21 protein-coding genes are annotated in these 21,667 nt (G+C 70.0%); 9 read left to right on the forward strand and 12 right to left on the reverse strand.

Annotation, left to right across the window (positions count from 1 at the left end; genetic code table 11):
• Positions 1-47: 47 nt before the first annotated feature.
• On the reverse strand, positions 48-854 hold the full coding sequence (locus VKQ35_RS21905; protein ID WP_324365126.1) for a hypothetical protein: 807 nt from the start codon (positions 852-854) through the stop codon (positions 48-50).
• A 181-nt stretch (positions 855-1,035) separates the two neighbouring features.
• Between VKQ35_RS21905 and rpoZ the strand changes: the two genes are divergently transcribed.
• Together rpoZ and VKQ35_RS21915 are read left to right on the forward strand one after the other, a co-directional pair.
• Positions 1,036-1,395 (forward strand): DNA-directed RNA polymerase subunit omega, encoded by a 360-nt coding sequence (rpoZ, locus tag VKQ35_RS21910; RefSeq protein WP_299544812.1) that lies wholly within the window; start codon positions 1,036-1,038, stop codon positions 1,393-1,395.
• A 119-nt stretch (positions 1,396-1,514) separates the two neighbouring features.
• On the forward strand, positions 1,515-3,683 hold the full coding sequence (locus tag VKQ35_RS21915) for a bifunctional (p)ppGpp synthetase/guanosine-3',5'-bis(diphosphate) 3'-pyrophosphohydrolase (protein ID WP_324365130.1): 2,169 nt from the start codon (positions 1,515-1,517) through the stop codon (positions 3,681-3,683).
• Positions 3,684-3,701: 18 nt separating this feature from the next.
• On the opposite strand, the gene VKQ35_RS21920 is transcribed toward VKQ35_RS21915, so the two are convergent.
• The 7 genes from VKQ35_RS21920 to VKQ35_RS21950 all read right to left on the reverse strand — a co-directional run bounded on the left by VKQ35_RS21920 (position 3,702) and on the right by VKQ35_RS21950 (position 12,926).
• Positions 3,702-5,468 (reverse strand): PAS domain-containing protein, encoded by a 1,767-nt coding sequence (locus VKQ35_RS21920; RefSeq protein WP_324365132.1) that lies wholly within the window; start codon positions 5,466-5,468, stop codon positions 3,702-3,704.
• 117 nt (positions 5,469-5,585) lie between these two features.
• Entirely contained in the window at positions 5,586-6,740 is a 1,155-nt protein-coding gene (locus VKQ35_RS21925) for a TonB family protein (RefSeq protein WP_324365134.1), read from the reverse strand.
• Positions 6,741-6,804: 64 nt separating this feature from the next.
• Positions 6,805-7,527 (reverse strand): glutathione S-transferase family protein, encoded by a 723-nt coding sequence (locus VKQ35_RS21930; protein ID WP_324365136.1) that lies wholly within the window; start codon positions 7,525-7,527, stop codon positions 6,805-6,807.
• A 172-nt stretch (positions 7,528-7,699) separates the two neighbouring features.
• The gene (locus tag VKQ35_RS21935) at positions 7,700-8,698 is read right to left on the reverse strand and encodes a hypothetical protein (RefSeq protein WP_324365138.1); all 999 of its coding nucleotides are present in this window, start codon (positions 8,696-8,698) and stop codon (positions 7,700-7,702) included.
• A 147-nt stretch (positions 8,699-8,845) separates the two neighbouring features.
• On the reverse strand, positions 8,846-10,234 hold the full coding sequence (locus VKQ35_RS21940) for a peptide MFS transporter (RefSeq protein WP_324365139.1): 1,389 nt from the start codon (positions 10,232-10,234) through the stop codon (positions 8,846-8,848).
• 45 nt (positions 10,235-10,279) lie between these two features.
• Entirely contained in the window at positions 10,280-11,971 is a 1,692-nt protein-coding gene (locus VKQ35_RS21945; RefSeq protein ID WP_324365140.1) for a hypothetical protein, read from the reverse strand.
• 7 nt (positions 11,972-11,978) lie between these two features.
• Complete coding sequence (locus VKQ35_RS21950) at positions 11,979-12,926, reverse strand: alpha/beta hydrolase (protein ID WP_324365141.1); 948 nt, start codon at positions 12,924-12,926, stop codon at positions 11,979-11,981.
• A 102-nt stretch (positions 12,927-13,028) separates the two neighbouring features.
• Between VKQ35_RS21950 and pyrE the strand changes: the two genes are divergently transcribed.
• The 7 genes from pyrE to recO are packed head-to-tail and all read left to right on the forward strand — an operon-like array spanning position 13,029 to position 18,155.
• The gene (gene pyrE, locus VKQ35_RS21955) at positions 13,029-13,613 is read left to right on the forward strand and encodes an orotate phosphoribosyltransferase (protein WP_324365142.1); all 585 of its coding nucleotides are present in this window, start codon (positions 13,029-13,031) and stop codon (positions 13,611-13,613) included.
• A gap of 12 nt (positions 13,614-13,625) precedes the next feature.
• On the forward strand, positions 13,626-14,411 hold the full coding sequence (locus VKQ35_RS21960; RefSeq protein WP_324365143.1) for a pyridoxine 5'-phosphate synthase: 786 nt from the start codon (positions 13,626-13,628) through the stop codon (positions 14,409-14,411).
• Positions 14,408-14,854 (forward strand): holo-ACP synthase, encoded by a 447-nt coding sequence (acpS, locus tag VKQ35_RS21965; protein ID WP_324365144.1) that lies wholly within the window; start codon positions 14,408-14,410, stop codon positions 14,852-14,854. The genes VKQ35_RS21960 and acpS overlap by 4 nt, the downstream gene beginning before the upstream one ends.
• A gap of 28 nt (positions 14,855-14,882) precedes the next feature.
• Positions 14,883-15,776: a signal peptidase I gene (gene lepB / locus VKQ35_RS21970; protein ID WP_324365145.1), complete on the forward strand. Its 894-nt coding sequence runs from the start codon at positions 14,883-14,885 to the stop codon at positions 15,774-15,776.
• 13 nt (positions 15,777-15,789) lie between these two features.
• The gene (rnc, locus tag VKQ35_RS21975) at positions 15,790-16,488 is read left to right on the forward strand and encodes a ribonuclease III (RefSeq protein ID WP_324365146.1); all 699 of its coding nucleotides are present in this window, start codon (positions 15,790-15,792) and stop codon (positions 16,486-16,488) included.
• Positions 16,485-17,417, forward strand: coding sequence for a GTPase Era (gene era / locus VKQ35_RS21980; protein WP_324365147.1), 933 nt, complete (start codon positions 16,485-16,487; stop codon positions 17,415-17,417). Before rnc ends, era begins: the two co-directional genes overlap by 4 nt.
• 6 nt (positions 17,418-17,423) lie before the next feature.
• Entirely contained in the window at positions 17,424-18,155 is a 732-nt protein-coding gene (recO, locus tag VKQ35_RS21985; protein WP_324365148.1) for a DNA repair protein RecO, read from the forward strand.
• Here recO and VKQ35_RS21990 read toward each other — a convergent pair.
• The 4 genes from VKQ35_RS21990 to VKQ35_RS22005 form a co-directional block, all read right to left on the reverse strand.
• A complete protein-coding gene (locus VKQ35_RS21990; RefSeq protein WP_324365149.1) occupies positions 18,152-19,084 on the reverse strand; it encodes an HlyD family secretion protein in 933 nt (310 codons plus the stop codon). The genes recO and VKQ35_RS21990 overlap by 4 nt on opposite strands.
• 5 nt (positions 19,085-19,089) lie before the next feature.
• Complete coding sequence (locus VKQ35_RS21995; protein WP_414692377.1) at positions 19,090-19,842, reverse strand: ABC transporter ATP-binding protein; 753 nt, start codon at positions 19,840-19,842, stop codon at positions 19,090-19,092.
• Positions 19,839-20,990, reverse strand: coding sequence for an ABC transporter permease (locus VKQ35_RS22000; RefSeq protein WP_324365151.1), 1,152 nt, complete (start codon positions 20,988-20,990; stop codon positions 19,839-19,841). Before VKQ35_RS22000 ends, VKQ35_RS21995 begins: the two co-directional genes overlap by 4 nt.
• Position 20,991: 1 nt before the next feature.
• Positions 20,992-21,667 (reverse strand): TolC family protein (locus tag VKQ35_RS22005; RefSeq protein ID WP_324365152.1); only part of this gene is annotated, 676 nt, incomplete at its 5' end.

Raw genomic sequence — 21,667 nt, forward strand, 5'->3', positions numbered from 1 at the left:
CGTGGTTCAAAAAGACTGAGCCTCCGCTGTCGCGGAGCCTCGGAAGCCTACGCAACCCGCCGGCGGCGGTCGTCGCGGGCGATCTGCAGGCCGCGGGGGCCGGGGCCGAGCGTCCAGCGGCCGCGGTCGGCGACGTCGGGGTCGAGCTTCGACGCGATGATCGCCGCCTCCATGACCAGGTCCGCGGCCACCTTCGGGGCGACGACCTTCGCCGTCTGGGTCATCAGCCGCGCCGCCACCACGGCCATCAGGATCGGCCAGTGCGCCTCGTTCAGCACCGGCTCGTCGGCGTAGTCCAACGGCATGGGCGCGGTGAGCACCCGCCGCGCGGTCGGCCAGAGCACCCGCAGGACGTCCTGCGGCCGGGCCAGCGCCCCGCGCTCGGGCGTGGCCTCAAGCCGGCCCAGTTCGCCCTCGGCGGCGGCCTTGGCGACCTTGCGCTCCAGCTCCCAGTAGTCCGGAAATTCCGTGCGCTTGACCCCGGCCGCCGCAGCCGCCTGCACAACGAACCGCTGCAGCGGGAAGCCGTGGCCATAGCCCAGCAGCAGGGGCGCGTTCACCCAGCGCCCGGCCAGGAACCGATGGCCCTGGTTGTCGGCGCGCAGCATCAGGCTCTCCGGCGCCACCAGGTCGCGCCGGCGCGTCAAGAGTTCGCCCTGTTCCAGCGCCGAGTTCTGCGCCGCGAAACCCACCAGGGCGCCGGCCGCCACCAGCAGGCTCGGCGCGTGGGTGCTCTCAGCCGGGATCTTCTGCAGCAAGAGCTGGCGCACCGCCGCCGTCACCAGATTGGCGCGGTTGACGGATTCCGGCTCCCAGGGGAAGCGTTCCTGGCGTGCGGAAGACGCAGGCGGCATCGAAGTCTCCGGGTCCAGTCGGGTCTGTAATCTAGCCGACCAACCATTGAGCCTTTGCAACCGCACGTGGTGAACGTAGGGTAAGGTCCGGCTTGTTTTGAGGCCCTGCGGCCTTTGCGGCATTGCACAATAGGGCCGGAACCTCTATTTTCGCTGGTTCTCTCCCCCGCCCGAGGAATCCATGGCTCGCGTCACTGTCGAAGACTGCATCGAAAAGGTCCCCAACCGCTTCAACCTCGTGCTGCTGGCGGCGCATCGGGCGCGCGCCATCTCGGCCGGCGCTCAGATCCTGGTGGACCGCGACAACGACAAGAACCCGGTCGTCTCGCTGCGCGAGATCGCCGACGACGTGGTCGATGCGGAAGAGCTGCGCGAGACCCTGATCGGCACCCTGCAACGGGTGGACGAGCGTTCGGAAGCCGAGGAAGAGGCCGAAACCCTGGCCCTGCTGGCCGATCCGACCCATATGCAGATGAGCGAGCTTGAGCTGGTTCGCGCCCTGCAGAGCGACCGCGACGGCGGTCAGGAGGAGCGGTACTGAGCCCAGAAGGCGCAGACCCTCTGACCGCCCCGGCGGCGCCTCAACCCGCCGCCACGAAGACCGACGCCCCCACTTCCGGAAAGGCCGCGACACCGGCCAAGGCGCCTGTGCGCGCCAAGATGCTGCGTCAGTTCGAGCTGATCGAGAAGGTCCGCTCCTACGACCCCACCGCCGACGAGGCGCTGCTGAACCGCGCCTACGTCTACGCCATGCGCATGCACGGGGCGCAGAAGCGGGCCTCCGGCGATCCCTATTTCGCCCACCCCATCGAGGTGGCGGGCATCCTCACCGACTATCGCCTCGACACCGCGACCATCGTCACCGCCCTGCTGCACGACGTGATCGAGGACACGCCGGTCACCCGCGCCGAGATCGACGAGCTGTTCGGCAAGGAAATCGGCGAGCTGGTGGAGGGCGTGACCAAGCTCTCCAAGCTGGAGCTCTCCAGCGAGCATCTGCGCCAGGCCGAGAACCTGCGGAAATTCATCCTGGCGATCAGCCGCGACGTGCGCGTGCTGATGGTCAAGCTCGCCGACCGGCTGCACAACATGCGCACGCTGCAGCACATCGCCAGCCCCGCCAAGCGCGAGCGGATCGCGCGCGAGACCCTGGACATCTACGCCCCGCTGGCCCGCTCCATCGGCGTGCACCGCATCTGCACCGAGCTGGAGGAGCTCGCCTTCGAGCACCTCAACCCGGTGGCCCGCGACGCCATCAACCGCCGGCTGGAGACCCTGCGCCACGACCAGGGCGGGGCCGTCAGCCTGGTCAGCCAGGAGATCTCCGCCCGGCTGGAGACCGCCGACGTGCCGGCCCGGGTCTTCGGCCGCGAGAAGAACGCCTACTCGATCTGGCGCAAACTTCAGCGCAAGTCGATTGGATTCTCTCAGCTTTCCGACATCTACGCCTTCCGGGTGATCGTCGACACCGAGGAGGACTGCTACCGGGCGCTGGGCGTCATCCATCGCGCCTGGCCCTCGATCCCCGAGCGGTTCAAGGACTTCATCTCCACGCCCAAGCGCAACAACTACCGCTCGCTGCACACCACGGTGGTGGGGCCGCGCGGCATGCGCATCGAGATGCAGATCCGCACCGAGGCCATGGACCGGGTGGCCGAGGAGGGCGTCGCCGCCCACTGGCGCTACAAGGACAAGTCCTACGGCTTCGACCTGGAGCATCAGCAGGCCGCCGGCGGCCGCGATCCGCTGGTCAACCTGCGCCACCTCGTCCAGGTGCTTGAGCATGGCGGCGACCCCGAAGAGCTGATGGAGCACGCCAAGCTCGAGATGTTCCTCGACCAGGCCTTCGTCTTCACGCCCAAGGGTCGGCTGGTCAGTCTGCCCACCGGCGCCATGCCGCTGGACTTCGCCTACGCCCTGCACACCGACATCGGCGACACCTGCATCGGGGTGAAGATCAACGGCGAGCTGAAGCCGCTGCGCACGGTGCTGGCGAACGGCGACGTCGTCGAGGTGATCCGCGGCGGCAAGCCGGTGGTGCCGCCGGACTGGCGCTCGATCACGGTCACCGGCCGCGCCCGCTCGGCCATCCGCCGCCACATCCGCCAGACCGAGAAGGAAGAGTTCACCAGGCTCGGCCGCGCCACGGTCGACCAGACCTTCGCCGCCGCCGGCAAGTCGCGCAAGGACGTGTCGCTGCGGCCCGCCTTCGACCGCTTCGCCGTGGCTACCGAGGACGAGCTGTTCGACGCCGTGGGCCGCGGCCGCGTGTCGCCGCCGCAGGTCCTGGAGGCCCTGTTCCCCGGCTTGAAGGCCGAGGAGAAGAAGGCGGCCCACGAGCGCCACCGCATCGAGGACGGCCGCGCCGCCAGGCTCTATGTGCGCGGCGGCGGCCTGACCCCCGGCGTCACCATCCATTTCGATCCCTGCTGCTCGCCGCTGCCCGGCGACCGGATCGTCGGCATCCTGGAGGAGGACTCCAAGGGCCTCACGGTCCACACCATCGACTGCGACCGCCTGGCCGCGGCCGAGGACCGGGAGGACGCCTGGCGCGACCTGCAGTGGACGCCGGAGGCCGAGCGCAACGCCGTCGCCCGCGCCAAGCTGATCGCCACCATCGGCAACTCGCCGGGCGTGCTCGGGCAGGTCTGCACCATCATCGGCGAGGCCGGCGGCAACATCGTCCAGCTGCGCATGCATCACCGCCAATCCGACTTCTTCGACGTGGACATCGACGTCGACGTCAACGACGCCCGCCACCTGACCCACATCGCCGCGGCGCTCCGCGCCAACCCCAGCGTCGAGACCGTGGAGCGGCGGAAGGACTAGGGACGTTCCTTGGGGCCGTCAGGGATTGGCTACGGTGAACTCGGCGGCGAGACCCTCGGGGCGCCAGTCCAACTTGGCCTTGCCCTGCACGGCGCCTTCGAGCGCGCGGGTGATGACCGAGGTCCCGAAGCCTTTGCGCTCTGGCGGGCGCACCCGCGGGCCGCCGGCCTCAATCCACCGGATGCGGATCTCGCCGCCGGGCTCAAGACACCAGGAAATCTCGACTGACCCTTCCTGCCGAGAGAGGGATCCATGCTTGGCGGCGTTGGTCGCCAATTCGTGCACGACCATGGCCACGGCCTGAGCGCTGGCCGGCCTCAGGATCACCTCGGGTCCGGAGACCTGCAGCCGCGCGGGCGCGTCCCCGAGGCTGAACGGCGAGAGCTCCTCCTCGACCAGCGCGCGCAATTCGGCGCCGCCCCAGCGGGATTCGGCGAGAAGCTGATGGGTGGTGGCCAAGGCATGCACCCGGCCACGCAGGACGGTGCGCAGGTCGTCGACGCTTGCGCCGCGGCTGAGTGCGACGATGCTTTCGACGATGGTCATCAGGTTGTTGGCCCGGTGGTCGACCTCGCGCGCCAGGAACTTCAGGCGCTCCTCGTCGGCCTTGCGTTCGGTGATGTCCATCGAAATGCCAATCAGCCCATCGGGCTTCCCGTCGGGCGAAATCAACGCCTCGGCGCGGGTGCTGAACCAGCGAGTCTGACCGTCTGCGCGGCGATATTGGTACTCGACCTCAAAATGGCGGCTCCCCGAATGGCGCGCCGCCTCGGCGGCCGATCCGATCCGGTCGAGTTCGCCGGGGAGGTAGTTTGGCGTCAGGTCCGCCATGGTGGGCCGCGCGTCCCGCGGCCATCCGATAAGCGCGTTGAGCTCCGGATTGGGCGCGATGGCGCCGGTCGGATCGACCCGCCAGGCGGCCATCCGTCCGGCCCGCAAGGCCATTTGCAACTGGCGCTCGGACTCTCGGATCGCCTCCTCGGAAAGCCGCTGATCCGTGACGTCGATAAGGGTGCCTACATAGCGCGTGGCGGTCAGTTGGCCCGCGGCGTTGGGTTCGAAGATGGCTTCGCCCGAGGCGGTGACCCAGCGCACTTCGCCGGAGGGCCGCACGATCCGGTAGTCGTACCGGGCACGGTCGCGCACCATCGGATCCAGCGCTCGCGCCGCCTGGGCGGAAGTCCGCGGAAAGTCGTCCGGATGGGTGACGGCGACGACCATCTCGTAGGTCACCTGCGCATCAGGCGCGAAGCCGCAGATTTCCCGCGCTCTGGGCGAATAGACCATCTCGTTGGTGGTGAGACGCCATTCCCAGATTCCGACCCCGCCGGCCTCGGTGGCCAGGGTCAGCCGTGCTTCGTTGTCTCGCAGGGTCTCTTCGGACCGCCGGGCCCGCGCCTCTGCTTCCGCTTCGCGGCTGATATCCGTGTTCGTCCCGAACCAGCGCCAGATGTTTCCCGCCGCGTCGCGCACCGGGACAACACGGGTCAGGAAGGGCCGGAGCTCGCCGTCGCGGCCGCGAAGCGGAAACACCATTTCTGCGGCTTCGCCCGCCGACTTGGTTTCCGCCCATTTCCGCTGGACGGCGGGGAAGACCGAGGGATCGTGGAGGACCGACAGCCCCTCCCGGCCTAGCGTCTCAGGGTTCTTTCCGGTGTAGGCGAGCCACGCGTCGTTGACCCAGATGATCGCGCCGTCGGCGTCAGATATCCAACAGGGCGTAGGAAGATGCTGCGCCAGTTGCCGGAACGGCAGATCCGTATCCCCGTCCTGTCCGACTGCCACGGCCGCCCCCGTCCACGCCCAATCACAACGTAACGAAGAAGCTGAGCAGCTGGTTGCGCCGCAATGCCGCCCGGTGCGCCCGCGGAGCCTGCTGGCGGCTCCGTCCACGCTCACACCCTACTGGGTCCGGGTCCTGAGGTTGATCCGGATTGGGATGTGCACGACGCCGCCTTCGACAGGCGCGCCGTCCGCCGACCACAGGTTCATACGCATGGCCGTCGCCAGCTTGACGGCGGCTTCCGAGAAGCCCAGGCCGTCGGGATCGCCGGGCTCCGGAACGCAGGACCCGACCGTCCCGTCGTCGGCGACCGTGCAGCGGACGACGCCCCGGCCCGAGGTCAGGCCCTTGGCGGCCGCCTCCGGCGGGAAGACCTTCGGCACCGACTCCGGATCGACGTTCAGCAGCCAGATCGGCGCCTTGACCGTGCGCTCGGCGGCCTTGTCCGGCGGCGACAGCCGGACCGGCACGTCGACCCACAGCGGCGCGTCGCCCGGCGCGCGGGCCAGGACGGCGGGCATGACGCGGAACTTCGGCATCAGGCTGATCGCGGCCTGGCCGAAGCCCTGACCTTTCGGACTCTCCTTGATGATCTGGCAGCGGCTAAGCGCCCCGGCGTCCCGGCCCGACCGCTGGACCTGGCAGTGCGCGGCCGCATAGCCCTCGGCCCCGCCGCCCTTGGCCGGGTAGGCCCGCGCCAGGTCGTCGAAATTGGCCGCGCTGGTCCACACCGGATTGTCCACCATGACCACGGCGTGCATCTCGAGACGGTTGCCATGGATCGGCCCGCTGACCACCGGCGCCGCGCCCATGGTGTTCGCGGCGGTGGCGGCGCCCGTTCCGTCCGAGTCGAGCTCGGTGGCGGGCGCCTTGAAGCCGACATTGACCGTCATCATCGCGGTGATCGGCCCGTCAGGACCCTGCACGGGCGTCAGCTTGAAGCTCGGCCGCATCTCCAGCGCGGCGCGGCCGAAGCCCTGGCCCGCCGGCGACTCGCCGATGACCCGGCACCATTCCGCCAGGCCATGGGCGTCGACGCGGCAGGACAGCGTCACCCGGCCGCTCGCCCCGCTGTGGTAGGCGCGCCGCGGCCAGATCGCGAGCGCGTCGCCCAGCGCGTCGTCGGAGCTGCCGGCCGAGTTGACGGTGGCGTCCGGGTGGCCCGCGATTTCGGTCGAGGGCGTCGCCGTCACCGTCACCGGCGAAACGGTCCTGGTCGGCGCGGCGCTCTCCGGCGCGGCCGCCGCGAACAGGGCCAGAAGTTCTGCAAGCATGCCGGTCGCCCCGCATCGCTGATCACGCGTGGGAGCCTAATGCAGGGCCGCGGCGACGGGTAGCCTAAGTCGCGGTCGCGGCCGCCCGCGCCTTCGCCTGCGCCGCGACCCCGGCGATGGCGTCGCGGGTCTCCTCGATCAGCCGCCCGCAGATCGGGTCCGCCTGGATGGCGCGCCAATAGGCCGAAAGCTTGGGGAGGCCGGGCAGGGGATCGCGCGCGCCGAACACGCTCGGAATCCACTCGCTCGCCAGCACCAGCTGCGGGACGATGGCGCCGTCGGCCTGGGTGAGGGCGCCGCCGACCGCATAGCCGTCCTCGCCGATGTATTCCTCAAGATAGCCGAGCGCCTCGGCCACCTTGCCCGCCGCGGCCTCGATCGCTTCCGGCGTCCAATGCCGCCGCGAGCGGCCCGACAGGTTGAACAGCGGGACCATCGCCATCACCACGTAGAAGTCGCAGATCCGCGAGAGCAGCCGCATCCTCGCCCGGCCCCAGGGGTCGGCGGGCCGCAGGCTGGGTTGCGGGAAGGCGTCCTCCAGATATTCGCAGATCACCTCCGACTCCGGCAGCGCTCGGCCGTCGTCGAGCACCAGCGTCGGCACCCGGCCGATTGGGTTGATCTTCAGATAGTCGCCCTTGGCCTCCGTCGAGGCGTGGAAGCCCGGCGGCTCGATGATCTCGACCTCCAACCCCTTGGCGTAGATCAGCAGCCGCACGCGGGTCGGAAACGGCGAGGCGTAGGTCTGATAGAGCTTCATGCGGGCGGCCTCAGGATGGGCCGCCATGATCAAGCTCACATCATCAGCTGTCATCCCGGTTTCGGCGCAGCCGAAGACCGGGACCCATAAACTCCGCGTCGCCGAACGTGGCCTGGCGCCGCGGCAGCTATCCTGAATCTCGGAGTCTATGGGTCCCGGTCTTCGCGCACCGCGAAACCGGGATGACGGCGGTGAGGAGCTAAGCCGCCATCCGCCGCTTCTCGGCCTGCCAGTCGGCGAGGATGCGGTTGATGATGTAGGGCGGCGCCCAGCCGTAGTCGGTGTCGTTGTCGCCGTCCGGATCGTCGGCCAGGAACAGCGGCGTGAAGGCGCGGTAGTTCTGTTCGATGATCGCCTCGCAGAACGAGCGCAGCAGGGTCGGATCGGCCAGTCGCCGCCCGATCGCCTCGTCGCGCACGTCCTCGCGCGCGCCCGCGCCGACCGGCAGCCAGATCATCGGATAGGGCTGTTCCCCCACCACGCCCCGCAGCTTCTGCGCGCCGGAGAAATGCAGCGGCAGCGGCTCGTCGGAGGTGGCGTAGGAGCTGGTCAGCAGGAAGGCGAGGTCGGCCGACAGGATCAGCCGGCGCGGGCGCGCCCAGTCGCTTAGGCGAAAGCCGGTGTCGATGGAGGGGCCGACGAAGTCGCGGATGATGTCGCCGCGCTCGTTGCCCGCGTGCCACTGGTCGCGCATCTCGGCCTGCAGCAGGATGGCGTCCTCGGCCGCATCGGTGCGCAGCCGCACGCCGGCGCGGCGGAAGAACACCTCGGCGTTGGGCGCCGGGAACATGGCGATCCAGGCCGTCGACTTGATGTCCAGGTCCTCGGTCAGCGTCGCCAGGTCGCAGCGGTAGGCGGACAGCGCCGCCAGCCAGATGTGGATCGCGTCCACCGCCTGGGCGCGGGTCACCAGGTCGCAGGTGTAGAGCACCTCGTCGCCGTTGCTCTTCCAGAATTCCGGCGCCGCGATGTGGCTGTTGGTCTGCTGGCGGAACGCGCGGTACTGGCCGTGAACGATCTGGTCGAAGTCGCGGTAGAAGTTGATCAGCGCCGGCAGCCAAGTTTGCCGAGACTGCTTGAACGCGGTGGAGCCGACCAGGTCGACGCTGAGAAAAAGGCGCAGGCGCGGCTTCAGGCCTTCCGGCAAATCCGCTGGGAAGGCGTTCCTCTCGTTCTGCGGCTCAGGGTTCGCTGACACGTTGCGATCTCGCCTTGGGGTGTGACGGCCGACAATCGATCGGCCGCTCGCCGAGACCGTTCGCCGCGCTCCCAACCTGCGCCTGCATCCGAACCCGACGAGGCTACGTATAACTCTGCCTCTATTCCGCGGAGTTAAGGAGGGTGGTTAAACTGGCTTCACCATGAGCGCCCGGCTCAGCGGTCGCCACAGGAGCAGGATGATCAGCCCCGCGACGGCGGCTGCGGCAGAGTGCAGCAGCCAGTAATCCGGCGCGCTCAGGCGCTCGTAGAATTGCCCCACCCAGCCGACCAGCAGCGAGCCGGCGAACACCGACAGGAAATAGATCCCGATCATCAGCGAATTGATCGCCGGCGGCGCTACGCGGCTGAACAGCGCCATGCCGATCGGATAGACGAACAGATAGGCGGTCTGCACGATCAGGTGGAACCCCAGCGCCCAGACCAGCGGGACCTTACCCGCCGGCCCGGCCAGCGCCGCGCCCAGCGCCAGCAGGGCGTAGGCCGCCACCGCCAGGCCGCAGCCGATGGCCATCTTGCCGAGCGCCGAGGGCTCGCGCCCGCGCTTGGCCTGGCCGCTCCACAGGCCGATCAGCACCGGGGCCATGCCGATGCCGACGATGGCGCTCGCCGACTGCAGCCAGGTGACCGGCAGGGTCAGCGGCCCGATCTGCCGGTCCAGGTGCGTCTTCGCCCAGATCATGTAGGCGTTCAGCACATCGCCGTTGGCGATCCAGAACAGCGCCACGACCACCAGCAGCACGCCCATCGCCGCCAGCGTCGGGATGTCCTTGCCGGTGAGCCTCGTCTGCTCGGGCCGCCGTTCGCCGCGCGGGGGCAGGGTGTCCGGCGGCATCTGGCGATAGCCGGCCAGATAGATGCTGAGGCTGATCAGCATGCCGACGCCCGCCGCCCCGAAGCCCCAGTGCCAGCCGACCACCTCGCCCAGGGTCCCGCAGATCAAGGGCGCGGTGAACACGCCCACATTGGCGGCCATGTAGAACAGTTGGAAGGCGTCGGTCCGCCGGCGGTCCGCGCCGCGGTAAAGGTTACCCACCTGGGCGGAGATATTGCCCTTCAGCAGCCCGCAGCCGCAGATCAGCAGCGCCAGCGCCAGCAGGAACGGCGCCTCGAAGGCCATCAGGAAATGCCCCGCCGCCATCATCGCCCCGCCCAGCAGGACGGCGCGCTTCTGGCCGAGCAGGAGGTCGCCGATCATCCCGCCGAACACCGGGGTGAAGGAGCAGAAGCCGGCGTAGAGCCCGAAGATCTCCGAACTCACCGCCTGCGGGCTCATCGGCCCGAACACCCGCGTAAGCCCGGTCCGAAAGGCCGCGAACCCGGCCACATGCTCCACATGGCCTACGTGCAGCAGCTGGCTGGTCATGTAGAGCACCAGCAGCGCCTGCATGCCGTAGAACGAGAACCGCTCGAAGGCCTCCATGAACGCCAGATAGGCCAGGCCCGCCGGATGGCCGAGGAAGGCGCGATCGGCGTTCAGAGGTTCGGCGGTGAGGGCGGCTTCGGCGACGGCCATGACGCTCAAGCTTTCAGGCCCGCGGCCTGGCGGCAAGCGCCGATCTCAGGGCGCCGCACCCGGCCGATAGAGCGACAGCTCGCTGCCTTGATAGACCCGGGTCCACGGGCCGCCCGGCGGCCGATCGGCGCCGGAAACCACCACCGCGGCCGCCTGCGCCAACGCCTCGGGGGGTGCGTCGCCCGCTGGCCCCAGGATCACGCGGGGCCGCGCGTCCAGGCCGAGGAACCCCAGGTGCCCGTCGTTGGCGTCGGGCGCCAGCAGCAGCACCTCGCCGGCGCGGGGCAGGGCGGGCGCGATCTTCGCCACGTCGCGGGCGAGCGCACTGCGCTGGCCGATCAGCCCGGCTTCCCAGACCTGGTCGAGCTGGGTGGAGAGCACTGCCAGCGCCAGTGTGAGCCAAAGCCCCGCGAGCGCCGCGCGGAGGCGAAGCGCCAAGGCGCCCGCGGCCAGGACGACCGCCGCCGCGGCCAGCGCCTGATAGGGCGTCTTCAGGCCCAGGGGCGCGCGCACCGGGTCGTTGGCGAAAAAGGCGGTGAGCGCGCTGGCGTCCCAGGGGAACAGCACGATGCCGGTGTGCAGGCAGACGATCAGGCCCGCGAGCCCGGCCAGCATGGCGCCGGCGGCCGCCAGCGCCGCAACGCGTCCGACCGGCCGGCCCAGCGCCGGCGCCGCGGCGATCCAGACCATCGGCGCGAAGAACTCGAAATAGCGCCCCCAGAGCCGTCCGGTCTCGCCGGGCGTCGAGGCGATCTTCATCGCAAAAACGGCCGCCATCGCCACCGTGGCGCCCAGCGCCAGCACGACCAGCAGGAAGATCAGGTCGCGCCCATCCGCGATGAATCGGCCCCCGTCCGGGGACGATCGGGCCGCGCGCCACCGGCTCACCAGGTCGGAAAGCCCGATCACGACCGGCGCGCCGACCAGCACCGCGCAGGCGCTGGTCATGGCCGCCAGGCTGAAGAGGCCCTGCAGGATCTCGTGCGGCCCCGGCTTGAGCGCGACCAGGGCGCCATAGGTCGAGGAGACATAGAAGGCGAGGGGATGTTCCGCCGGCTCCTGGGCCGCGATCTGGATCAGGTTGCCGACCGCGAAGAACACCACGCCCGCCAGCAGCGCCCGAACCGGCAGCCGCCGCCAACCGCCGCTGACCGCCGCGTCCAGCACCGCCACGCCCCCAAGCGCCGCCAGGCTCGCCACGCCGTTCGGTTTCACCAGCACCAGCGCCGCGCCCAGCGCGCCGGCCAGTACCGCGTGCGTGAGCTCGCGGCTGCGATACCAGCGCCCGGTGGCCACGCAGAGCAGGGCGAGCACGCCCACGAACAGCCCCTCGGCCAGGTTCGAGAAGGCGAAGCGGTAGTAGGGAAAGCCGATGGCTAGCAGCAGCAGCGCCAGCTGCTCGGGCTTGGGCGCCTTCGCCGCGCTCGCCCGCCACAGCAGCAACAGGCCGCCCAGGTAGGCCGCCGAATTGACCAGCCGATCCCCGACGATCAGCGGGGCGCCCAGTTCGTAGACCGCGCGGATGACGCTCAAATGCACGCCGTTGTTGGCCGTCGCCACATAGGGGTTCAGCGTGTCCACCACCTGCGGCGGATAGAGCGCGCGGATCAGATAGGCCGCCTCGTCGCTGGGGAACAATGGCTCCGGCAGGGCCAGGCGGGCCACGTAGAACCCAAGGATCGCCAGCGCGACCAGCGCGGCCGCCGCCCACCCAAGACGCTGGATCCAGATCCGCACGCCAAGCCTATCCGTTCGGCAGATGCGCCAGCACGAACTCGACCCCGCGGACGGCGGAGTCTCCATAGGTGCGTCCCAGGACCGTGGTGTGCGAGGCGCCCGCGACCGCCTCAAAGGTCCCGGCCCTGGCGGCCCGTTCGGGTGTCCTGCGCGGGTCGTCGGGCCAAACCCCTTGGTTTCTGGCGCCTTCTCCCCGGTCGGCGACGATGACCGCCACGGGCCACTTGGGATCATAGGGCGGTGCGAGCTTGGCTTCGGCGGCGCTTTGCGGCCACAGGCTGACCTCTTCAGACGCCGTTCGCGCATGGCGGCCGGAGACGTAGGCGTGACGCTTCTCGGCGCTCCCCTGCGGCGGCAGGCCGATTCGGTCGCCGGCGGTCCAGTAGAGCGGCAGCGTCGTCCCCACGCTCGCCGACACCGCCGCGACCCGGCTGATCGCCGTGAACGGGCCCAGGAACTTCTGCGTCCCGGGATTGTCGATCTGCTCGGGCGTGGTCGCCTCGATCAGCACCAGGCCGGCCACCTTGTCGGGATTGCGCCCGGCGAACAGCCGCGTGTTCAGCCCGGCCATCGAATGGCCCATCAGGATGAAGGGCCCGCGCTCGCCGGACGCGGCGATCAGCTTTTCGAGGTCCGCAACGATCGCCTCGCTGTCGCGCGGCCTCGGCCCCGGATCGGACCAGCCCATGCCGGCGCGGTCGTAGGCGCAGGACCGGATCCCCTTGGCGGTCAGCTTCTCCTGGATCGCGGCGAAGTCGGCGGCCAGGCCAAAGGCGCCGGCCTCCATCCACACCGTCGGCGTGGCGCCCGCCGCGGGGCCCGCGCAGACCAGCCGCAGCTTGCGCCCGCCGATATCGACATAGACGCCGCTCGGCTTGAACGGCCCGGCGGTCGCCACCATCGCCCAGCCGGCGGCGATCCAGACGGCGACGACGACAGCGATTCCAATGAGCATTCGAGCGAGCACCCTGCGCATATGGCCACCTAAGGGTGCGCCGCGTTCCGCTGCAACAGCCGACCTCTTTCGAGCGCCCCTAAAGCGCGTTATCTGGGGTCCATGAACACTGAACAGGTCCTCGACGAATTCCGCGGCGCCGGCGCTCTGCGCGAAGGCCATTTCATCCTGGCGTCCGGCCGCCATTCGCCGATGTTCCTGCAGAAGAACCTGGTCTTCCAGTTCCCGGAGCGCACCGCGCGGCTGTGCAAGGCGCTGGCCGAGAAGATCGAGGCCGCGGTCGGCAAGCCCGACGTCATCGTCTCGCCCGCCGTCGGCGCGATCATCCCGGGCTACGAGACCGCCCGCTGGATGGGCGTGCCGGCGCTCTATGTCGAACGGGAAGACGGCGAATTCCGCCTGCGCCGCGCCTTCAAAATCGCCCCCGGCGCCAAGGTCGTGGTCATCGAGGACGTGATCACCACCGGCGGCTCGTTCCGCGAGGCCACCAAGCCCATCGAAGCCGCCGGCGGCGTGGTCGTCGCCTGCGCCTGCATCGTCGACCGTTCCGGCGGCAAGGCCGACGTCGGCTATCCCCTGATCGCGCTCGCCACCGTCGACGTGCCGTCCTACGCCCCCGACGAAATCCCGCCGGAGCTCGCCGCCCTGCCGGCGGAGGAGCCGGGGAGCAAGAGGCTGAAGGGATGAGCGGAGTTGGGGATGTCTAAGCTCAGGTTAGGCGTGAACATCGACCACGTGGCCACCGTGCGGAACGCCCGCGGCGAGGGCTATCCCGACCCGGTGCGGGCGGCCGAAATGGCGCTGGCCGCCGGCGCCGACGGCATCACCGCCCATCTGCGCGAGGACCGCCGCCACATCTCCGACGCCGACATCGACGCGCTCGCCGCCCTTGCCCGCAAGCGCGGCCGGCCGCTGAACCTGGAGATGGCCGCCACGCCGGAAATGGAGGCGATCGCCCTGGCCCACCGGCCGCACGCCGCCTGCCTGGTGCCCGAAAGGCGCGAGGAGGTCACCACCGAGGGTGGGCTGGACGTGGCGGGCCAGCACAATCACCTTGCTCCCGTAGTGGCGAACCTCAAGGCCGCCGGCGTTCGGGTCTCCCTCTTCATCGAGGCCGATCCCCACCAGATCGCCGCCGCCCACGCCCTTGGCGCGCAGGTGGTGGAGTTGCACGTCGGCGCCTATTGCCTGGCCGTGCGCGAACGTCGGCCCGAGGCGGCCGAGCACTATCGCCGCCTGCGCGAAGGCGCGGCCCTGGCCGCCAGCCTCGGGCTGGAGGTCCACGCCGGCCACGGCATCGACTACGAGACGGTGTCGGCCGTCGCCGCCATACCCGAGCTGGCGGAGCTCAACATCGGCCACTTCCTGATCGGAGAGGCGATCTTCACCGGCCTCGACCCGGCGATCCGCCGGATGCGCCTGCTCATGGACGCGGCCAGGGCTGGCGCCGCCCGGGCCGAGACCACCCGAGAGGCGGCGGCTTGATCATCGGCGTCGGCTCCGACCTCACCGACATCCGTCGAATCGCCCAGACGCTCGAGCGCTTCGGCGGCCGGTTCGAGGCGCGGGTGTTCACCGAGGTGGAGCGGGCGCGCTCCGACCGCAAGCCCGATCGCGCCTCCAGCTACGCCAAGCGGTTCGCCGCCAAGGAAGCCTGCGCCAAGGCCCTCGGCACCGGCATGCGCCGCGGCGTCTTCTGGAAGGACATGGGCGTCGCCAACGCCCGCTCCGGCCAGCCCACCATGACCCTGACGGGGGGCGCCGCCGAGCGCCTTGCCGCCCTGGTCCCGGCTGGCCACAAGGCTGTCATCCACGTTTCCCTCACCGACGACCACCCCTACGCCCAGGCCTTCGTGATCATCGAGGCGGTCCCCGAGACGCGGGAGCCGCAATCCGCGGGCCTCGCCGCCGTCGCACCGACCGCCTAGGCCGCCGCCGCGTTCCCGAGAGCACCCTATGATCGACACCCACGCCGCCCGCTCGAAGGCGAAGCCCAAACCCAGCGCGGCCCGCGAGACCATCGAGGTCATCAAGACCGTGGTCTACGCCCTGGGTATCGCCCTGGTCATCCGCACCCTGCTGTTCCAGCCCTATACGATCCCGTCGGGTTCGGAGGAGCCCAACCTCTACCGCGGCGACTACATCATCGTTTCCAAGTGGTCTTACGGCTACAGCCATCACTCGATCCTCGGCAGCCCGCCGCTGTTCAAGGGACGGATCCTGTTCCATCACCCGGCCCGCGGCGACATCATCGTCTTCAAGCTGCCGAGCGATGGGCACACCGACTACATCAAGCGGCTGGTCGGGCTGCCCGGCGACCGCGTGCAGGTGCGCCAGGGCCAACTGTACATCAACGGGCGGCCCTTGCCGCGGAAGGCCGAGGGCGTGGTTCAGGCGCTCAGGAGCCAGGGACCGGACGCCGATCCCGCCAAGGTGCCCGCCACCCTGATGCGCGAAACCAATCCGGAGGGCCGGCGATATCTGACCCAGATGCTCTCCGACGGAGGGCAGGCCGACAACACCGGCGTCTACGTCGTGCCGCCGCACTGCTACTTCATGATGGGCGACAACCGTGATGACTCCGCCGACAGCCGTTTCGATTCCGGCCTGGCCCCCGAGGATCCCAAGCTCCGCGGCTGTGGCTGGGACAGCCGCCTGGACGCCTCGGTCGGCCCGGGCTCCGGGGTCGGCTTCGTGCCGGAGGAGAACCTGGTCGGCAAGGCCCAGATCATCATGCTGTCGTGGAACACGGGCGTCGACGAGTGGCACAACACCGGCGCCTCGATCTTCAAGCCGTGGACCTGGATCACCGATCTGCGGCCCAGCCGGTTCCTCAGGGTGCTGCATTGACCGAGGCGCACGGTTGAACAGGCGCTCGGCCGCGATCGAGGCGCTCGAGCAGCGCCTGGGCCATGTCTTCGCCGACCGGACACTGCTCGAGCAGGCGCTGACCCACGCGGGCGCCCGCGACGCCGCGCCGTCCCTCGCGCACAACCAGGTGCTGGAGTTCCTCGGCGATCGGGTCCTGGGCCTTGTCGCGGCCGATGCGCTGATGAGGCTGGGGCCGCAGTGGCGCGAGGGGGAGCTGACGCGCCGGCACGCCGCCCTGGTCAGCGGCAGCCGCTGCGCCGACGTGGCCCGCGCCCTGGGGGTCGGGCCGGCCCTGCGCCTCGCCGGCGGCGACAGCAAGCTCGGCGCGCGCGAGAACGACCGCATCCTGGGGGACGCCATGGAGGCGCTGATGGCCGCGGTCTACCTGGACGGCGGCCTGGACGCCGCGCGCTCGTTGTTCGACCTGGCCTGGAAGGGCGCCCTGAGCGAATCGGGAGAGGCGCCCGTCCTCGATCCGAAGACGGCCCTGAACGAATGGGCGCTCGCCCGCGGCCTGGCGGCCCCGCGCTATGAGACCCTTTCCCGGTCCGGATCGCCGCACGCCCCGACCTTCACTGTGCGCGTGGACGTCCAGGGTCATGCGCCCGAGACGGGCGTGGGACTGAACGTGCGCTCGGCCCAGAAGGCCGCCGCCGACGCCCTGCTGCGCCGGGAGGGCGCGAAGGCATGACCCGCGCCGGCTTCGTGGCCGTGATCGGCGCGCCGAACGCGGGAAAGTCGACGCTGGTCAACCGCCTCGTCGGAACCAAGGTCTCGATCGTCACCCAGAAGGTGCAGACCACCCGCTTCCCGGTCCGCGGTGTCGCCATCGAGGGCGATAGCCAGATGGTCCTCGTCGACACCCCGGGGATCTTCAAGCCGCGCCGCCGCCTCGACCGGGCCATGGTGAGGGCGGCCTGGGGCCGGGCCGCGGACGCCGACGCGGTGGTGCATCTGGTCGACGCCCACGCCCAGATCGAGGTCGCCGACGGGCGCGGCGCGGCGGCCGACCGCACGGCGGCCGGCGATGTCGCCACCATTGTCGAGGGCCTGAAGGGCGCCTCGCGGCAGGCGATCCTGGCGCTCAACAAGATCGACCTCGTGCGCCGCGACCGACTCCTGGCCCTGACCCAGACCCTTTTCGAGTCAGGCGTCTACGCCGAGGTCTTCATGATCAGCGCCGCCAGCGGCGCCGGCGTCGACGACCTCAAGCGGCGGCTGGGGGCGGTGGTCCCGGAAGGCGCCTGGTTCTATCCTGCCGACCAGAGCGCCGACATTCCCGCCCGCCTGCTGGCGGCGGAGATCACCCGCGAAAAGGTCTATCTGCGCGTGCACGAGGAACTGCCCTACGCCGCCAGCGTGGAGACCACGGCCTTCGAAGAACGCCCCGACGGGTCGGTGAGGATCGAGCAGAGCCTCTACGTCGAGCGCGAGGGGCAGAGAGGAATCCTGCTGGGCAAGGGCGGCCAGACCTTGCGCTGGATCGGCGAGGCGTCCCGCCTGGAGCTGTGCGAACTGCTCGAGCGGCCCGTGCACCTGTTCCTGCACGTCAAGGTCAAGGCGACCTGGGCCGAGGACCGGGGCTTCTTCCGCGACGTCGGCCTGGACTTCGACGTCTGAGGGACCATGGAGTTCGAGGACGAAGGCTTCGTTCTGGCGGCCCGACCCCACGGCGAGACCGGCGCCATCGTCGAGGTCCTGACCGCCCGCCACGGCCGGTGGGTGGCCCACGTGGCCGGCGGCGCCTCGCGGCGTCTCAAGCCCATCCTGCAGCCGGGCTCGCGCGTGCGCATGAGCTATCGCGCCCGGGTGGCCGATCAGCTGGGTGCGGCGCGGCTCGAGGGTGAAGGGGAGGGGGCCTCGGCCCTCTTCGACGATCCCCTCGCGCTCGCCGGCCTGGCCGCGGCCGCGGCCGTCGTCGCCGGGGCCCTGCCGGAGCGGGAGCCGCATGATGGCGCGTTCTTCGCGATGGAAGCGCTGGTGGCCGCCTTCTCGCGTCCCGACATCTGGCCGGCGGTGCTCGTGCGATTCGAGATGGGCCTGCTGCAGGAACTGGGCTTCGGCCTCGACCTGTCGCGCTGCGCGGTGACCGGCTCGGCCGACGACCTCGCCTGGGTAAGCCCCCGCACCGGCCGGGCGGTGAGCGCGGCGGCCGGTGAGCCCTACCGCGACCGCCTCCTGCCGTTGCCGCCGTTTCTGCTGTCGGCCCAGGGCGGCCTTTCGCCAGGCGACATCGCCGCGGGCCTGACCCTGACCGGCCGGTTCCTCCAGGACTTCGTCTTCGCCGCCCTCAACCGGCCCCTGCCGCCGGCCCGGGCCCGCCTGATCGAGCGGCTCGGCGAAGCGGGGAGGCTTTAGCCGCCCGGCTTCACGAACTTCACCAGCACCCGTTGGCCGATGAGGAGCGGCGCGCCATTGGCGCTGACCACCACCTCGACGACGCGTTCGTCCGTTCGCTCGGAGGGATCGTCCGACTGCAGCTTGCGTGCGCCGAACACCGCGGCCTGGCGCAACACCTCGCCAGGGTAGGATTTGGACTGGTCGGACTCCGGAACGATCTTCACCGGCTGTCCGATCCTGACCAGCGGCAAGGCGCTTTCGGTCACTTCCGCCCGCACAATTCGCGCGCCGGCCGGTTCGAGGTCGAACATCGGGGTCACATTGAGGGTGGAGGCTCCGGTGCCGGGATTGGCGTAGCGCCGCACGATGACGCCGTTGACCGGCGCCCGCACGATGGTCTGTTCGAGACGGTATCGCGCTTCGTTCAGCTGCGTCCCGGCCACGCCGATGGCGGCCTGTTCGCTCGTGAGAGACGCCTGGGCGCTGGAGATCGCATCGGCGGCCTGGTCGACCTGCTGGCCCGACACCACGCCGGCGAGGCTTTCCAGGCGGGCCTTCTCCCGCCGTGCGGCGACGAGCTGGACCTGGGTGACGCCGAGCTGGGCCCTGGCCTGGGTGAGGGCCGCCTCGGCCGTCCGCACCGCCAGGCGCGGGGCGTCGTCTTCCTGGCGGGCGAGGACCTCGCCCTTGGTGACCCGGTCGCCCTCCCGCACGTCCACCTCGCGCACGACCCCGGCCGTGCGGGAGGCGACCTGGATGATGCCGCCCTCGACGTCGGCCTTGCCTTCCGAAACGGCGGCATAGGGGGTCTGCGCCCGGGCTGGATTGGCGGGGGTCGCCATCGCCGGAGTCCTGCCGATGTTCACCACGACCGCGGCCAGGGCGGCGATCGCGACGATCCCCAGGGCGGTCAGCCAGACGGCGGGGCGACGAATGAGATCGAGCATGACGGTCAGTCTCCGGCGGTGACCGCATCGGCGAGGACGGGATGTCCCGGGGCGGGAACGTCGAGGTCGTCGGGTTCCAGGATGCGGCCATCTTCGAGGTGGATGATGCGGTCGGCGAAGCCTTCCAGCCGCGGATCGTGTGTGACGCAGACCACGGCCGCGTTGTGCTCCACCGCGGCCCGACGCAGCAGGCGGATGACGATCTGGCCGTTCTCGCCGTCCAGAGACGAGGTCGGCTCGTCGGCGAACAGCAGGGAGGGGCGTTTGGCGACGGCGCGCGCGATGGCGATGCGCTGCTTCTCGCCGCCGGAGAGTTCACTCGGGCGCTGGTTCATGCGCGGTCTGAGTCCCACCTCGTCCAGCGACTCGATGGCGATCCGGCGGGCTTCCTTCCTGGAAAGACCCTGGTATTTCAGGACTGTCGTCACCTGCTCCAGGGCCGTGAGGGCGGGAAACAGGTTGAAGCCCTGAAAGATGAAGCCGCAGTGGTCGAGACGGAAGCGGTCGATCCGGCTCGCCCCACGGCTCCACAGATCCTGTCCAAGCGCGTTGACGACGCCCTCGTCCGGCCTGAGCAGTCCCGACAACGCGGCGATGAGTGTCGACTTGCCCGAGCCGGACGGACCCATGACCATCGTCACCGCGCCGTGCTCGGCGTGGAAGTCGACGCCCTTGAGCACGGCGACCTGGTTGCGGCCGGTCTTGAAGCGCTTGACCAGGCCCTTCGCGGAGAGGGCCATCGGAGCGGGTCCGTTCATCTGAGCAGGTCCGCCGGTTGGCTGTGCTTGAGCACGCCCATGGCCAGGGCGCCGGAGACGACCGCGATCACCATCAGCATCACGCAGATCATCAGGGCGGGCTGCGGGCGTATCACCAGGGGAAGTCCGGCGCCGCCCGCGGCGACGGTGGCCAGCCAGGTGATGAAGCCGGCCATGCCGATCCCCGCCACGCCCGCCCAGATCGACATCTCGACGACGATCCAGCGCAGGGAGAACATCGAGATGCCCAGGGCGCGCAGGGAGGCGAATTCGCGGATGTTGGAGAGGATCGCCCCGCGCAGCGTCTGTGAGGTGATGCCGACGCCGATCAGGATCGCCATGACGGTCAGGAAGACCAGCATCACGCCGACGATCTGCTGCGACATGACCGCGTTCTCGTTGGCCTGGTTGAACTGCTTGGCCGTCCAGGCGCGATAGGCGCCGTGACTGGCGGCGTTGAGCTGGGCGACGACCACGTCGGCCAGCAGCGGATTGTCGATGCGGACCATCAGGGGACCGGTATCGTCGGTCCCGGTCCCGTCGGCGCCGGCGCGGCTGAGCCGGCGCACCGTGTCGCGGGAGGCGGTCAGCGACGGTTGTTCGAGACTCTGGTAGCCGTGCAAGATCGCGCGCACAAAGACCGTGTGGCCGTTGATCGACGCCTTTCCATTCAGCTTGGCGCCCAGGGCGACCAGGTTGCTGGCGTCGACGGCGATGGCGCCCGGTTCCATCAGCGCGATCCGCTGCTCTTCGGTGTAGTCGACCGGCAGGGTGACCGCGTTCGGCACCGTATCCACCCCCCAGACATTCACGAACTTCTGCACCTGCTTGGCGCCCGGACCCGGCGTATTGACCCACTGCCCGAAGATCTCCTCCAGGCTCCGAACTTCCGTCACGTGCGGGTTGAGATAGATCTGCGGCTGCACCCGCGCGGGCAGGCTCGGATTGGAGTTGACCATGCTGGCGGCCTTGACCGGCAGGACGAAGATATCGGCGCGCGATCGCTCAGTGGTCGCGAAGTCGGCGTGGATGATGCCGGTGAACAGTCCCAGCATCACCAGCACCATCATGCCCGAAAAGGCGAGGGCGACGATCGCCGCCATGTAGCGGCGCCATTCGTAGATCAGCGTTGCGAGGGCCAGGGACATTCTAGCGCCCCCCTCCTGCGCTGATGGCAGCGCCGGCCCCGGGGCTCGCACCGGAACTCGCATAGGCCCAGCCGCCGCCGAGCGCCTTGTACGACTGCACGGCGCTGCGAAGAGTCTGCACCCGCCTGATGGTGAGGGCCAGGCGGATCACACGCCACGACTGCTCCTCGGTCAGGGTTGTGGTCAGGTCGTCCAGGCCATGATCGTAGCCTCTGCGGACTCCGTCGTACGCCCGGTGGGCGCGCGCCTCGGCCTCTGTCAGCAGGTTCACGGCGCGCTCTCCGGCGACGACATCGGTCATGGCGTTCTGAGCCTCGCCGAAGGCGTTGCGCACCGTGCTCTGGTAGGCGATGGCGGCCTCGCGCGACCGGGCGTCTTCAGCCTTGGCCTGGTAGAGCAGCTTGGGGATGTCCAACGTCGGCTGGCTGACGCCCCCGGCGATGGTCCAGAAACCGGTCGTGGTGGTCTGCTGCTGAGTGATCAGGGTGGTGGGCGGAATGAACCCCACGCCCGGCGCGGAGATGCTCGAAAGCCCGAGTCCGGGGAGCAGGGTAAAGGTCGGAAAGATCGCCAGATGGGCGAGGTGCGCCGTCCCGAGCTGCGCCTGCAAATGGTACTCCGCTTGGCGGATGTCCGGCCGCCGGGCCAGCAGCTCGGAGGGAAGGGCGTGCGGCATG

Origin of the sequence: Phenylobacterium sp., assembly GCF_035309685.1 — a bacterium.
GTDB lineage: Bacteria > Pseudomonadota > Alphaproteobacteria > Caulobacterales > Caulobacteraceae > Phenylobacterium.

Coding starts and splice junctions, on each gene's coding strand:
- VKQ35_RS21905 (WP_324365126.1), bottom strand. CDS start 854: ATGCCGCCTGCGTCTTCCGCACGCCAGGAACGCTTCCCCTGGGAGCCG.
- rpoZ (WP_299544812.1), top strand. CDS start 1,036: ATGGCTCGCGTCACTGTCGAAGACTGCATCGAAAAGGTCCCCAACCGC.
- VKQ35_RS21915 (WP_324365130.1), top strand. CDS start 1,515: ATGCTGCGTCAGTTCGAGCTGATCGAGAAGGTCCGCTCCTACGACCCC.
- VKQ35_RS21925 (WP_324365134.1), bottom strand. CDS start 6,740: ATGCTTGCAGAACTTCTGGCCCTGTTCGCGGCGGCCGCGCCGGAGAGC.
- VKQ35_RS21930 (WP_324365136.1), bottom strand. CDS start 7,527: ATGGCGGCCCATCCTGAGGCCGCCCGCATGAAGCTCTATCAGACCTAC.
- VKQ35_RS21940 (WP_324365139.1), bottom strand. CDS start 10,234: ATGGCCGTCGCCGAAGCCGCCCTCACCGCCGAACCTCTGAACGCCGAT.
- VKQ35_RS21950 (WP_324365141.1), bottom strand. CDS start 12,926: ATGCTCATTGGAATCGCTGTCGTCGTCGCCGTCTGGATCGCCGCCGGC.
- pyrE (WP_324365142.1), top strand. CDS start 13,029: ATGAACACTGAACAGGTCCTCGACGAATTCCGCGGCGCCGGCGCTCTG.
- VKQ35_RS21960 (WP_324365143.1), top strand. CDS start 13,626: ATGTCTAAGCTCAGGTTAGGCGTGAACATCGACCACGTGGCCACCGTG.
- lepB (WP_324365145.1), top strand. CDS start 14,883: ATGATCGACACCCACGCCGCCCGCTCGAAGGCGAAGCCCAAACCCAGC.
- era (WP_324365147.1), top strand. CDS start 16,485: ATGACCCGCGCCGGCTTCGTGGCCGTGATCGGCGCGCCGAACGCGGGA.
- recO (WP_324365148.1), top strand. CDS start 17,424: ATGGAGTTCGAGGACGAAGGCTTCGTTCTGGCGGCCCGACCCCACGGC.
- VKQ35_RS21990 (WP_324365149.1), bottom strand. CDS start 19,084: ATGCTCGATCTCATTCGTCGCCCCGCCGTCTGGCTGACCGCCCTGGGG.
- VKQ35_RS21995 (WP_414692377.1), bottom strand. CDS start 19,842: ATGAACGGACCCGCTCCGATGGCCCTCTCCGCGAAGGGCCTGGTCAAG.
- VKQ35_RS22000 (WP_324365151.1), bottom strand. CDS start 20,990: ATGTCCCTGGCCCTCGCAACGCTGATCTACGAATGGCGCCGCTACATG.